Raw genomic sequence first — 12,625 nt, forward strand, 5'->3', positions numbered from 1 at the left:
GCTCGGCATTCGGCGTGCCCAGTACCGGTGCCCCCGTCCCGTAAGGAGGCGACGATGCGAACCATCGAGAACCGAACCGAGGACATGATCCCGAACGCCCTCAATGCCCTACTCGGCGTCGCTCTGCTCATGATGCCCTGGTACCTGAGCCTCGGAAGCGAGACCGCCGCGGCCCGAAACGCTTTCGTGTGCGGGATGGCCATCGCAATTATCTCGGTGCTCGCCCTCAGCAAGTCCTACGATTGGGAGGAGTACATAAACCTCGCCGTCGGCCTCTGGGTGTCCATCGCCCCGTGGGCACTCGGCTTCGCGGACTCGGCCATACCAACATGGACGCACGTGGGGATCGGGCTTGCCGTCGCCGCCCTGGCCGCATTCGAGATCTGGCGGCTGTTCGTGTCGCCCCAGGCGCGCTCGGTCTGACCGACCGTCCGTCGCCGCAGCGGCCGCGCTGGTACCTCGCCCAGTGCGGCGGTAGCCGATCTCCCTAAAGCAACGCTACCCGGAGGCCGCCATGCCACTCGACCCGGTCGCGCTCGCCGCCGCGGCGACCTTTACGGCCGGCTGCGCCGGCATCCACGCCCTCCGCAGCCACGCCGACGTCGTCACGCTCGTCCTGAGCGGGCTGGCGTACGGGCTTACCACCGCCGTCGGCTGGATGCTCGCGGGACGCAACGGTCTGCTCCGTTTGTCCGACCCCGATCCCGCGTGGGCGCTCGTGGCGACCGCGGGCATCTGATCGCGGCCAGCGAGGCTACGTAGTTCCCCTTAAGCGGACCCGCTTAAGAGACTGACCGGAATTTCGTCGATCCACGACCGCCGCCAATCTCCTCCCACCGACGCAGGTGAGGAGCGAACCGATGAGCACCGAGCACACGGCACGGACGTCCACCCGGGTGCCGGTCGGCCATTCCGCTTCCGTCCCAGGCATCAACGAAAGCGTCCTTTTCGCCGGTTGCCCCGAGTTCATCGGTACGCCCTTCTCCTACGCCCGCGAGGAGGAGGTCTACGGCGAGGGCGAGGAAGCCGAGTTCGTCTACAAGGTCATCAGCGGCGCGGTGCGCACCCACAAGGTGCTAAGCGACGGCCGCCGCCAGATCACCGGCTTCCACCTGCCCGGCGACCTGTTCGGGTTCGAGCAGGGCGCGTGCAACCGTCACACCGCCGAGGCCCTGACCAATACCAAGGTGCTGATCTTCAAGCGGCGGCAGGTCGAGCGTGCCGCGACTGGAAGTGCCGAGGTCGCCTGCCAGCTCTGGGGTATGGCCACTAACGACCTGCGGCACGCCCAGGACCACATGCTGCTGCTCGGGCGCCGCTCGGCGGCGGAGCGCGTGGCGACTTTCCTCATGGAGGTGGACGAGCGCCTGGGCGGCACCGGGACGTTCGCCCTACCGATGACCCGGCGCGATATCGCCGACTTCCTCGGCCTGACCATCGAGACCGTCTCGCGCACGCTCTCGCAGCTTGAGGAGGACGGAGCCTTGCGGCGTGTCGGCGGCCGCCAGGTCATCCTGCGACGTGCCCGCCTCCGCCGCGTGGTCGAGGACTGAAGGGGTAACTGCCACCGAGGAGGTGTCGAAACACGGTTCCGCCGCAGCCCTCGCGATTGCAATTCCTCTGGCTGAGCTGCCCCAGCGCACGCCCGGTTTCGTCGGACCGCAATGGAGGCGATGCCCAACGGACTTGTGGATGCCTCTGGCAATCCGGGCCTGTCGGGCGAAGCTCCCCGCTGGCCGATGCAGGGTGCGGGCATCGGACTGAAGGGCGGATGTCCCCGGGCGGCGGAGGGATCAGCGCTCGCGGCGCGCCTGCCGCGCCATCGGTCAATGGGCAAGGAACAGCGGTACCGGGCTTCGCGTCAGGAGCGACCGCGTCACGCCGCCGAGGAACCATTCCTGCAGGCGCGAGTGTCGGTAGGCTCCCATCACCAGCATGTCCGCGCGGAACAGTCCAACTTGAGCCCTGAGCGTCTCCGCAACGTCAGCGACGACAGGCAGGACGTTCACCGAAACGTTCACGCCATGACGCGCGAGGTGCGGCGCGAATTCCACGCCGGCGGCCGAGGCCGACAAGTCCTTCTCGCCGACCACCGATACGATCTCGACCGCCTCGGCCGCGCGCAGGAACGGCAGCGCGTCGTTTGCGGCCCGGGCAGCCTGTGCGCTTCCGTCCCAGGCAACGACGACCCGCCGCGCGGAGAACGCCGAGCGGCCCGTCGGCACGACGACGAGCGGACGACCGCTCCCGAACAGAACCCCGTCGATCAGGTCGCGATCGAGATCCACCTCCCGCGTCTCGGCATCCAGGACGGTCAGGTCGGCGAGGCGGGCGCGGGCGGTTAGCCGCGCGACCAGGTTGGGGTAGGCGAGCGCGGGCGCTTCGGTCGTACAGGTCACGCCCGCCCTCGCTGCGTCCCCGGCGACGCGTTCGGCCACGGCTTGGGCCAGGATGCGCAGGCGGCGGTTCTCGCCCGCGACGAGGTCGTTGACGAACCCCAAACCCGCTCCGCCGACCATGGTCAAACGGCGGGCGGCGGACTGCACGGTCAGCTGGGCGCCCGCCGTGGCGGCGAGCATGAGGCCATAGCCGAGCGCCGTCTCGGGCTCGTCGCCGCGGCCCTCCTGGGTGACGGCGACCAGAATGTCACGGAATGCTGCGAGGGGGGAGGAGGATGGGAGGGCCATGGAGGGGTCCGGGCTGCCTTGTCGGCTAAGTCTTCATCGTAGCGGCGGACCTACCTTGATCCAGCGCAACGCCGGGTCTTCCGACGACCGCGGCCAGTCATTTGCAGCCGGCTCGGTCATGGCTTCCGGAATCGGGAAACGGCGCGCTCGACCGCCCTGGCGAGCGTCTCAAGCCGCGGCTTCAGAGACGGAACGTCCTCGCTCAGGAGGGCGAGGCCAAGTGGCAGCATCCAGAGGCCAAGGATGGGCAGGAACGACAGCAGGCCGCCTCCGATCAGCGCGAGCGCCGCCGCAAGCCGCACCGGGCGCCGCGATGGCTTTCTCAGCCAGGTGACCGCATCGCGCAGACGCGCGGGAAGGCGACCGGCCAGCCGCTCGACCCGTGCATCCCAATCCGCCGCAATCGGGTCCATCGCTATCCTGCTCCAGTGTGAAAGCTCGCAAAAATGCCCCCGTCGCTGGTGTCGAGTTCATCGGACATTAAACGGATCGGCCCTCGCGCGCGGACTGCTTGATTGCTCCTGCGACCAGGGTCGCGAATTGGACGGCCAGGAGCGGCGCGAGGCTCGCCGATAGAACGACTGCCCAGCCGTTCCAGCCAAGAGGGGCGAGGCCGAGCACGGTGCCGACGGAAGGAAGGTAGGTCGGTCCGACGAGGAGCGCCGTGCACAGGAGCAACGCGGCCCAGACCCAGGGATTGCGCATGACCTCGTTCCGGCAGGACTTCGAACCGGAGGCGCGCATGTTAAACACCTGCCAGAGCTGCGCGAAGGCTAGGGTCAGGAACGTGACCGTCACGATCGACGCTCGGTCGAAGGCGAGCCAGAGCTCGGCAACGGCCAAGGCGCCGAAGGTCGACGCCGTCATCGCGCCGGCGTGCAGGACGATCCAGCCCCATTGATTTCGCCCAAGGATGGGCTCCTTGGGGTCCCGCGGCGGCCGCTGGAGGATGTCGTCGCGACCCTCTCCCAACGCCAACGCGAATGCCGGGAAGACGTCGGTGACGATGTTCAGGTAGAGGATCTGCAAAGGCAGGATCGGCAACGGCAACGTCGACACGACCGCCAGCCCGACCACCATCGCCTCGCTCAAATTACAGGCCAGGAGGTAGGCGACGAACCGGCGGATGTTGTCGAAGATGATCCGCCCTTCCCGGATCGCGCCGACGATGGTCGGAAACGCGTCGTCGAGGAGGACCATTGCGGCGGCCTCGCGCGCCACGTCCGTCCCCCGTAGACCCATTGCGACACCGATGTCCGCCTGCCTCAGCGCGGGAGCGTCGTTGACGCCGTCACCGGTCATGGCGACCACCTCACCCATGTCCTGGTAGGCACGCACCAGCGCCAGCTTCTCGACCGGGCTCACCCGGGCGAAGACCGCGATGTCCTCGTGTCCGTTCGGCAGGCCGCCCGCGGTAGCCCCTTCCACAACGCGGTCTTCTGGTTGGGCGAGCCCGATTGCGCACGCGATGCTTCGCGCCGTGATGGCGTGGTCGCCGGTAACCATCACGACGCGGATGCCGGCAGCGCGGCAGGCTGCCAACGCCGCCGGCACGTCCTCCCGGGCGGGATCCTCCAACCCGACCAGCCCGAGGAACGTGAGGTCCTCGAACGGATGGATGTCCCTGTCGTCCGCCATCTTCTCGGCACAGGCGATGACCCGCAGGCCTCGTGCGCCGAGATCCTCGACGCGTCGCCGCCACAGGTCGCGGTCGTTGTGGTCGAGTAGGCGGTCGCACTCCCCAACGCCGGTGCGCCGCGAGGCGGCGAGCACGGCCTCGGGGGCGCCCTTGACCGCCACCCAGTAGCGTGGACCCGAAGGGTGGACGGTCGCCATCATGCGGGTGTCCGCCTCGAAGGCGTGCTTTTTCACCTTCGGCCACTCGTGCAGGAGGGCGTCGCGGTCGAGGCCCGCGGACCGACCCGCACGCAGAAGCGCCTGTTCCGTCGGGTCGCCGCTGCCCTCTCGGACGCCTGCTCCAAGGGCGGCATCGTTGCAGAGCACGGCGACGCGGAGCAGGCGTTGGGCTTCGCTGGACGCGTCGCAGCCTCCCTCGGATACGGGCAAATCGCCCGAGGGCGACGACAGGTGCCGCACCGTCATCCGGTTCTCGGTGAGCGTGCCCGTCTTGTCGGTCAGGATGAGGGTCGTGGCCCCGAGCGTCTCGACGGCCGAAAGTCGCTGGATGAGCGCGTTCCTGCACGCCATCCTCCACATTCCGCGCGCGAGCGTCAGGGTCGCCACGATGGGCAGCCCTTCCGGAATGGCCGCGACCGCCAGTGCGATGCTGGCTTCGGTCATCAGGCGGAGATCCTTCCCGGTCGCTACGCCGACGCCTGCGAGGAGAACGACCACCATCAGGACGAGCCAGACCATCTGCCGGGACAGGTGTTCCAGGCGACGCTCCAGTGGTGATCTCTCCGGTTCAGCCTGCTCCACGAGGCGGGAGACGCCGCCGAGCTCGGTTTCGGCGCCGGTCGCCACGACGATACCGGTACCGCTGCCGCGAGTGATCAATGTTCCTCGGAAGAGCATCGACGAGCGCTCGGCCAGGAGCGCGTCCGGAGCGACCGGGTCCGCCGATTTGTTCGCGGGCACGGATTCGCCCGTGAGCATCGACTCGTCAGCGCCCAGGTTGGAAGCCTCGACCAGCCGGATGTCTGCTGGGACCGCATCCCCGCCCTCCACCAGCACGATGTCGCCCGGGACGAGATCCTCGGCTGCCAGCACCCGGACGTACCCGTCTCGACGGACGCGAGACGAGTGCGTCCCGAGTGCCCGCAATCCCTCGACGGACCGCACCGCCCGCAGCTCGGTGAAGAAGCCGAGGCCGGTGTTGACGGCGAGGACCGCTACGACCGCGACCGCCTCCCGCCAATCGCCGAAGTAGAGCGCCAGTCCCCCGGCCGCAGCCAGCAGGTAGACGACGGGGCTCGCAAGCTGGTGCAGAAACAGGACGAGCGCGCCGGTCGGCTCCTTCGGGGCGATAACGTTTCGACCCGCCCACGAGAGCCGGCGCCGAGCCTCCGCTCCCGTCAAGCCCGCGTGCAGGCTCGTCCCGAAGCGCCCGGGAACGTCCCCGACCGGCATGGCGTGGGCTTGCTTCGCTCCCGGCCTGGCACGATGCGCCGCGACCTGCGCGTCGAACGGTGCTGGTTCGATGGCCAAGGCCGGTTCAAGCATGGCGCAGCCGGTCGAGGCATGCCGCGTTCGGGCAGAACTCCGGGTATGTGTCGGCGGCCTTCCCGGACCACAGCTCGCGCGTGCACCGGCTGCGCTCCGAGCAGCCCAGGCAGGCCGCCTCAAGTGCCCGCATGACCTCGGGCTCACGCCGCCGCACGGCCTCTGGGTCGAGGTTGAGGCTTCGCATCAGCCTCGCGACGCTGCAGACCTTCGCGGCGGCTTCCGGGGACGGAGTGACGGAGGCGACGACGTCGGCCTCCATCATCGTCTCCATCATCTCCGCGTCGATGTCCCTGAGCTCCCGGGCCGCCTTCAACAGGCAGCACCACTCGGTCATCGAGGCGGCGATGCCGAACGGGTCGAACGGTTCGGGTCTGTCGGCGGGTGCAGCCATTGAGGCCTCCTGAAAGCCCCTGCGTGCCCCACGGCGGTCGCGGCTTCCTTGACCCATCTCAACGCCGACAGAGCGGCCCGGGCGGATATCACGGTCGGCGCGGCAGCCTCGCGGCCCGCACCTTCGCGGGCCCCCACGAGGTCTGACCACCGCGACGCGTCGCTGTCAGATCGCGCAGTTTCCGAGATCGCCCTGCCCGAGGATCAACCCGCATGTCAGCCGTGGATCAGGACGCAGTCGTCGAGTTCCTGACACGCTGCCTGGCGTGCGCGGGAAAGGTGGACACCGCGACCACGCACATCTCCAAGCTCTTCCTGGCTGGGGACCGCGTGTTCAAACTCAAGCGCGCGGTCCGCTTCCCCTATCTCGATTTCTCCACGCCCGAGCGCCGGCTCGCGGCTTGTGAGGCGGAGGTCGCGCTCAACCGGCGCACGGCTCCCGCGCTCTATCTCGGAGCCCGGCGGATCACGAACGACCCGGGCGGGACACTGGCCTTCGACGGGGCCGGAGATCTCGTCGACGCCGTCGTGGAGATGCGTCGCTTCCCGGAGGCGGACCTGTTCGACGTCATGGCGCGCGACGGCCGCCTCGAACCCAGCCACGTCGCGGAGCTCGCGCAGGTCATCGCGACCTTCCATGCCAGCGCGGAGATCCACCAGGACGAAGGCGGGGCCGCCGCCATGGCGACGCTCGTCGACATGAACGAGGCCGCCCTCCGATCAATGCGGCTCCTCACGGCCGAGGGGACGGAGGCTCTCACGGCGCGGTTCCGGTCGCACCTGGCGCGGCACGCCCCCCTGCTCGATGCGCGCCGCACGGCCGGCAAGGTCCGCCGCTGCCACGGCGATATGACCTTGCGCAACATCTGCCTGTTCGAGGGAAGACCGACGCCGTTCGACTGCATCGAATTCAGCGAGACCATCGCGACGACCGATGTCCTGTACGACCTCGCCTTCATCCTCATGGATCTCTGGCACCGTGACCGCTTCGACCTCGCCAACCTCCTCCTCAACCGGTACCTCGATTTGGCGGACGAGACCGACGGGATCGGGCTGCTGCCGTTCCTGATGGCGTTGCGCGCGGTGATCCGCGCCCACGTCACCGCGGCGCAAGCGGCGGATGGAACCGGCGATGCCGCCGCCGAGAAGACGGCCGAGGCGCAAGCCTATTTGGTCCTCGCGGAGAGCCTGCTCACCGACAAGCCAGTCGTCGTCCTGGCAGTCGGCGGCTTCAGCGGTTCAGGCAAGTCGACCGTCGCGGTCGCAGTTGCCCCATGGATCGGGGCGGCCCCGGGTGCCCGGATCCTGTCGAGCGACCGCATCCGCAAGCGCCTGCTTGGCGTCGACGCCCTCACGCGGCTGCCGGCATCGGCCTATGCTCCCGCCGTGTCACGTCGGGTCTACGAGATCCTGCGGTCGGAGGCGGCACGAGTTCTGGCCGTGGACCATTGCGCCGTCGCCGATGCGGTCTTCGACCGCCCTGCGGAACGGGAAGGCATCGAGGCGGTCGCCCGGGACATTGATGCCGGGTTCCTCGGCGTCTGGCTGGAAGCGCCGGCCGCCACGCTCGCAAGCCGCATCGAGAAGCGCGTCGGTGACCCATCGGACGCGACGGCGGCAGTCCTGAAGGCCCAGGTCGCAAACGGTTGCGGCGCGCTCGCGTGGCATCGTCTTCAGTCAGACCTGCCGCTGGACATCCTGCGCTCCACTGTCCTGTCTCTCGACGGGAGCGTCGGCGTGACGGGGCAGCCGACCGCCCGTCCTCCTCAGGCGGCCCCGAGATCCGGCCAGGGACGGTCGAGAGGGGCGCGCACCGGCGTCCGTTGACGCACGTCAAGGCGATGCCAGACGCGCATAGCCACCCTGAAGGCACATCAGCAATCCGGGCCAGACGATGCCGTTCAGATCGACCGAAGGCGAGCCGGCACGCGACCGGTCAACGCCCGGTCGCGGTGTCGCGTGCTTGATCGTCGGGTTGGCCGGGTTAGCCGGGATGGTCGGCACGGCCCTCGTGACGCCGGCCTCACCCGATGCCGTCGTTTGGCCCGACCGTGCGCGCGAGTCCTCGTATCGGGACCTGCTCGCCTTCGGGGCTGCGTTCCACGTCGTCCGGACACGAGCGGTCGACATGCCAGCCGACAGCCGCTTGGTCGACGCGGCCATCGCCGGGATGGTCGCCTCTCTGGACCGGCATTCACGCTACCTGACGGCGACCGAGTTTCGCCGGCTCGATGAGCAGAATACCGGGAGCTACGTCGGCATCGGCGTGGAAGTCGAGGCAGGTGGGCGGGTTCGGAGCACGCTTCCCGGCGCCCCCGCGGCGCGAGCCGGCTTGAAGCCCGGAACCGTGATTGAGCGCATCGATGGCGACGCCGTCGAAGGCCTCGGGGTCGACCAAGTCGCCGAGCGCTTGCGGGGCGAGCCGGGCTCCACGGTGCGCCTCCAGGTCGTGCAAATGGAGGCGCCTGCCCCGGTCGACGTGATCATGACACGGGAACGGCTGCCACTGCACCCGGTCCGCATACGGGTCCTGGATGCCATCGCCTATGTCGGTGTCGATCACTTCGACGAGTTCACCACTGGCAGGCTGGTCAGCGCGGTCGAGACCCTGAAGGCCCGCATTGGCCGGGACCGGCTCCGCGGCTTCGTGTTGGACCTTCGCGGCAACCCAGGCGGCCTTGTTGTGCAGGCCGTCGCGGTGGCCGGAGCCTTCCTTGGGCACGGTGAGATCGTGCGCCTGGTCGGACGCGGTCCCGACAAGGTCGAGCGGTTCGCGTTGGACGGGACCGGAGGTGACTTGATCGATGGACTTCCGCTCGTCCTGCTCGTGGACGGCGGCACGGCCTCCGCGGCCGAGATCGTCGCCGGTGCGCTGCAGGACCACCGACGCGCGACCGTCATCGGCACGCGCACCTACGGCAAGGGCGCCGTTCAGACCACCTACGCGCACCGGGACGGGCGCGGTCTGCGGCTGACCACGGCCTGGGTCGTCACGCCCGCAGGCCGCCGCGTGGAAGGCAACGGCATCGAGCCCGACGGCGTAGTGCCGGAGGACGCAACCGCGGCGGAGAATAACGGAAGGCCGTCGGAGAGGCCGTACGGGAGCGGCGGGTCAATGCAGGATGGCATCGTGGAGGATGGCTTTATCGACCCGTCGCCGGACCGGCAGCTGACCGCCGGCCTGAAGTACCTACGGGCCGCCGGCCAGGGCGGCGGCTTGATCCAGCGCAACGACCCCATCGCCCGCCGATGATGTCGTCCGTCATGAGCGGAAGGCGATGGACCTGCACCCATGGAAATGACAGCGATCCCGGTCCTCGCCCGGGACATCTCCTCGCTGCCGGACCAGCCGCCCTCCGTGTCCGCCGCGACCTTCTGGACGCGCGGATCCGAGGCGCTCTGCGCCGAGCTCGGGTGCGGGCTCGACGGGCTCGGCTCCGCCGACGCGGCGCGCCGGCTCGAACGCTACGGGCCGAACAGCGACGCCGGTGCGCAGGCCGGTGGCGCTCTGCGAGCGGTGCTGTGCCGCCTGCTCGAACCGCTCGCCTTGATCCTGCTCGCGGCCGGGCTCGTGTCGGTGGCGACCGGCGACGTCGTCGGAGGCGCGATCATCGTCGCCATCCTGGAGTTGTCCGTCGGTCTCGACACCGTGCAGGAGGGTCATGCGACGAGGGCCGCGGAGGCTCTGCGCCACGCGGTGGCGCTGAAAGCCGAAGTACGGCGCGACGGCCGCTTCGTCACCGTCCCGGTGGAACAGGTGGTCCCGGGCGACCTCCTGCGCGTTCGAGCCGGCGACATCGTTCCGGCAGACGCCGTCATCATCGAGAGCGATGCGTTCACGGCTGCCGAAGCCGCGCTGACCGGTGAGCCCTACCCGGTCGAGAAGCGCCCCGGACCGGTGACGGCCTCCGAGCCGGCTGAGGCCTCGAACGCCCTCTTCCGCGGCGCCGTCGCCCAGACGGGCGAGGCGACCGCCCTCGTCGTCGCGACCGGTCGGTCCACGATGTTCGGCGCGGCAGCCTCAATGCTGGCCGAGGCTCAGGCATCTTCGCCCTTCCAGCGCGACCTGCACGCGTTCGGGCTCGTCGTCGCACGGCTCACCATCGGCTTGGTGCTCGCCGTCCTGGCGTTCCGTGTCGTCCTCGGCCGGCCGGTGCTCGATTCGCTCCTGTTCGCCGTGGCCCTCGCCGTCGGCCTGACCCCGGAGCTCCTGCCGATGGTCACCACCGTGACGCTCTCCCGGGGCGCGCTGCGCATGGCGGCGCGCAAGGTCATCGTGAAACGCCTGGCCGCCATCCACGACCTCGGCGCGATGACCGTGCTCTGCACCGATAAGACCGGGACGTTGACCTCCGCCGAGATCGCATTGGCGCGCAGCCTCGACCCGGCGGGCCGGGAGAATGCGCGGCCGGCGCAGCTCGCGGCCGTCGCCGCCGACCTCGGCGGCGACCGTGGTTCGCTCGACGCCGCCTTGGCCAACGCTTATCCGAACGCCGGGCAGGGGTGGGTCCTCTCCGGCCGTAGGGCGTTCGACTACGGGCGCCGCACCGGGTCGGTCCTCGCACCGGGACCGGAAGGGACGCTGCTGATCCTCAAGGGCGCCCCGGAAGCCGTCCTCGCGCTGTGCACCGCGCGCCGTGCCGTCGAGCGGACGGAAGCGATGGACCCTGCTGCGCGCGAAGAGGCCCTCGGGCAGGTCCGGACGCTGGCAGAAGACGGACTGCGCAGCATCGCCGTCGCCACGCGGGTTTGGTCCGGGCCTGTGACACCGCCCGAGGCCGCGGACGAGGTCGACCTCGTCTTCGAGGGATTCTGTGCCTTCGCCGATCCGCCGAAACCCACGGCGGCGGCCGCCATCGCGCGGCTCGCGCGGGCGGGCGTGCGCCTGAAGATCCTGTCCGGCGACGATCCTGTGGTCGTGCGCCGGCTCGCAGGCCTCGTCGGGCTGCATGCCGGCACGGTCCTGTCCGGCCCCGAGGTCGCGGCGCTCAGCGACGCGGCCCTCGCGGTGCGGGTCCGGAAGATGGACGCCTTCGGGCGGCTGACGCCCGACCAGAAGGCGCGCGTCGTGCGCGCGCTCCAGGCCAAGGGCGCCGTCGTCGGCTTCCTGGGCGACGGCATCAACGACGCGCCGGGTCTCGCGCAGGCCGACATCGGCCTCTCGGTCGACGGCGCGACCGGTGTGGCCCAGGCCGCCGCCGACATGATCCTGCTCGCCTCCGACCTGGAGGTCGTCGCCGACGGCGTCGAGGAGGGACGGCGGACCTTCGCCAACATCCTGAAGTACGTCCGCATGGGGGCGAGCTCGAACTTCGGCAACATGCTTTCCATGGCGGTCGCCTCGGTGGCGCTGCCATTCCTGCCGATGCTGCCGACGCAGATCCTCCTCAACAACCTGCTCTACGACCTCTCAGAGGTCGGCATCCCGTTCGACCGGGTGGCCCCGTCCGCGACCGCCCGGCCCCAGGTCTGGGACATCGCGACCGTACTCCGTTTCGCCGCGGTGATGGGGCCCCTGTCGTCGCTGTTCGACCTCCTGACCTTCGGTGTGCTGCTCCTCGTCTTCGGCGCCTCGGCCGAGGAGTTCCGCACGGCCTGGTTCCTGGAGTCGATGGCGACGCAGATCCTGGTGATCTTCGTCATCCGGACGAGCGGGCGTCCCTGGGAGGACCGTGCGAGCGCGGCGCTGGCCGGTTCATCGCTCGCCGCACTCGCGGCCGCGCTGGCTCTTGCCTTCTCGCCGCTGGGAAGCTGGTTCGGCTTCCAGGTCCCAGACCTGCCGATCCTGTTCGCCATCGGGCTGATCACCCTCGCGTACTTAGCGGCGGTCGAGGCCGTGAAGCCATGGGTCGTCCGCCCGCGGCGACGCATTCAGGGTTGACGTCCGTGAGCTTGATCTGCCTCAAGGCTGGCCGCCGGGACCGGTCGAACAATAGCTGATCGGCCGCCGGTACGGTCCGGCGCCGCACCGGGTTGGAGGCTTCAATGACCACGACGTTCGACGAGCGCGAGCGGGCCGCCGAGCGCCGCTTCGTCCAGGAGGAGGAGGCGCGCTTCCATGCCCGTAACCGGCGCAATCGGCTCCTGGCGACCTGGGCCTGTGAGCGGATGCGCCTAACCGGCACGGCGGCCGAGGGTTACGTCATGTCCTTCGCCGAGGGCGCGGTCGTGACCAACGACGAGACGCTGATCGCGAGGCTTCAATCCGACCTGAAGGCCGCCGGCATCGAGGCGACGGTAGATCGCCTGCGCACGGAGATGACCCGGTGCGCCGCGCTGGCGCAGGCCGAGCGGCGCGTCGAGGTTGCGCTGGATCAAGGCACCTTCGTCTAGGCCGCGCAGGATTACCCGGCAGCCACCCC

The 12,625-nt window shown here is 69.7% G+C and carries 12 protein-coding genes; 7 read left to right on the forward strand and 5 right to left on the reverse strand.

Annotated elements, in window-relative coordinates:
• Nucleotides 1-54: 54 nt before the first annotated feature.
• The 3 genes from J3A75_RS05460 to J3A75_RS05470 all read left to right on the forward strand — a co-directional run bounded on the left by J3A75_RS05460 (nt 55) and on the right by J3A75_RS05470 (nt 1,553).
• Nucleotides 55-423 carry an SPW repeat protein gene (locus tag J3A75_RS05460; RefSeq protein ID WP_070998467.1) on the forward strand — a complete coding sequence of 123 codons (369 nt, stop codon included), beginning with the start codon at nt 55-57 and terminating at the stop codon, nt 421-423.
• A gap of 91 nt (nt 424-514) precedes the next feature.
• A complete protein-coding gene (locus J3A75_RS05465; protein ID WP_070998469.1) occupies nt 515-739 on the forward strand; it encodes a hypothetical protein in 225 nt (74 codons plus the stop codon).
• Between the two features lie 121 nt (nt 740-860).
• On the forward strand, nt 861-1,553 hold the full coding sequence (locus J3A75_RS05470; protein WP_070998471.1) for a helix-turn-helix domain-containing protein: 693 nt from the start codon (nt 861-863) through the stop codon (nt 1,551-1,553).
• 273 nt (nt 1,554-1,826) lie between these two features.
• On the opposite strand, the gene J3A75_RS05475 is transcribed toward J3A75_RS05470, so the two are convergent.
• From J3A75_RS05475 to J3A75_RS36405, 5 genes are all read right to left on the reverse strand, one after another.
• Entirely contained in the window at nt 1,827-2,687 is an 861-nt protein-coding gene (locus tag J3A75_RS05475) for a universal stress protein (protein WP_070998473.1), read from the reverse strand.
• A gap of 116 nt (nt 2,688-2,803) precedes the next feature.
• Entirely contained in the window at nt 2,804-3,100 is a 297-nt protein-coding gene (locus J3A75_RS05480; RefSeq protein WP_070998475.1) for a hypothetical protein, read from the reverse strand.
• 67 nt (nt 3,101-3,167) lie between these two features.
• The gene (locus J3A75_RS05485) at nt 3,168-5,777 is read right to left on the reverse strand and encodes a cation-translocating P-type ATPase (protein WP_070998477.1); all 2,610 of its coding nucleotides are present in this window, start codon (nt 5,775-5,777) and stop codon (nt 3,168-3,170) included.
• Between the two features lie 85 nt (nt 5,778-5,862).
• Complete coding sequence (locus J3A75_RS05490) at nt 5,863-6,264, reverse strand: DUF6455 family protein (protein ID WP_209649764.1); 402 nt, start codon at nt 6,262-6,264, stop codon at nt 5,863-5,865.
• Nucleotides 6,265-6,479: 215 nt separating this feature from the next.
• Nucleotides 6,480-6,866, reverse strand: coding sequence for a hypothetical protein (locus J3A75_RS36405; protein WP_245364365.1), 387 nt, complete (start codon nt 6,864-6,866; stop codon nt 6,480-6,482).
• On the opposite strand from J3A75_RS36405, the gene J3A75_RS05495 reads away from it, so the two are divergent.
• The 4 genes from J3A75_RS05495 (at nt 6,834) to J3A75_RS05510 (ending at nt 12,596) form a co-directional block, all read left to right on the forward strand.
• The gene (locus tag J3A75_RS05495) at nt 6,834-8,090 is read left to right on the forward strand and encodes a bifunctional aminoglycoside phosphotransferase/ATP-binding protein (protein WP_245364364.1); all 1,257 of its coding nucleotides are present in this window, start codon (nt 6,834-6,836) and stop codon (nt 8,088-8,090) included. The genes J3A75_RS36405 and J3A75_RS05495 overlap by 33 nt on opposite strands.
• 166 nt (nt 8,091-8,256) lie before the next feature.
• Nucleotides 8,257-9,516, forward strand: a complete 1,260-nt coding sequence (locus tag J3A75_RS05500) for a S41 family peptidase (protein WP_245364363.1) — start codon at nt 8,257-8,259, stop codon at nt 9,514-9,516.
• A gap of 39 nt (nt 9,517-9,555) precedes the next feature.
• The gene (gene mgtA, locus J3A75_RS05505; protein WP_209649770.1) at nt 9,556-12,144 is read left to right on the forward strand and encodes a magnesium-translocating P-type ATPase; all 2,589 of its coding nucleotides are present in this window, start codon (nt 9,556-9,558) and stop codon (nt 12,142-12,144) included.
• 104 nt (nt 12,145-12,248) lie between these two features.
• Nucleotides 12,249-12,596 carry a DUF1476 domain-containing protein gene (locus tag J3A75_RS05510; protein WP_012317426.1) on the forward strand — a complete coding sequence of 116 codons (348 nt, stop codon included), beginning with the start codon at nt 12,249-12,251 and terminating at the stop codon, nt 12,594-12,596.
• Nucleotides 12,597-12,625: the final 29 nt, after the last annotated feature.

The sequence above is a fragment of the Methylobacterium sp. PvP105 genome (assembly GCF_017876975.1).
GTDB lineage: Bacteria > Pseudomonadota > Alphaproteobacteria > Rhizobiales > Beijerinckiaceae > Methylobacterium > Methylobacterium radiotolerans.

What these genes read in the sequence shown, in the direction of transcription:
- mgtA (WP_209649770.1), top strand. Translation starts at nt 9,556, where the DNA reads ATGGAAATGACAGCGATCCCGGTCCTCGCCCGGGACATCTCCTCGCTG.
- J3A75_RS05500 (WP_245364363.1), top strand. Translation starts at nt 8,257, where the DNA reads ATGGTCGGCACGGCCCTCGTGACGCCGGCCTCACCCGATGCCGTCGTT.
- J3A75_RS05460 (WP_070998467.1), top strand. Translation starts at nt 55, where the DNA reads ATGCGAACCATCGAGAACCGAACCGAGGACATGATCCCGAACGCCCTC.
- J3A75_RS05470 (WP_070998471.1), top strand. Translation starts at nt 861, where the DNA reads ATGAGCACCGAGCACACGGCACGGACGTCCACCCGGGTGCCGGTCGGC.
- J3A75_RS05495 (WP_245364364.1), top strand. Translation starts at nt 6,834, where the DNA reads ATGGCGCGCGACGGCCGCCTCGAACCCAGCCACGTCGCGGAGCTCGCG.
- J3A75_RS05480 (WP_070998475.1), bottom strand. Translation starts at nt 3,100, where the DNA reads ATGGACCCGATTGCGGCGGATTGGGATGCACGGGTCGAGCGGCTGGCC.
- J3A75_RS05475 (WP_070998473.1), bottom strand. Translation starts at nt 2,687, where the DNA reads ATGGCCCTCCCATCCTCCTCCCCCCTCGCAGCATTCCGTGACATTCTG.
- J3A75_RS05510 (WP_012317426.1), top strand. Translation starts at nt 12,249, where the DNA reads ATGACCACGACGTTCGACGAGCGCGAGCGGGCCGCCGAGCGCCGCTTC.
- J3A75_RS05465 (WP_070998469.1), top strand. Translation starts at nt 515, where the DNA reads ATGCCACTCGACCCGGTCGCGCTCGCCGCCGCGGCGACCTTTACGGCC.
- J3A75_RS05490 (WP_209649764.1), bottom strand. Translation starts at nt 6,264, where the DNA reads ATGGCTGCACCCGCCGACAGACCCGAACCGTTCGACCCGTTCGGCATC.
- J3A75_RS05485 (WP_070998477.1), bottom strand. Translation starts at nt 5,777, where the DNA reads ATGCCGGTCGGGGACGTTCCCGGGCGCTTCGGGACGAGCCTGCACGCG.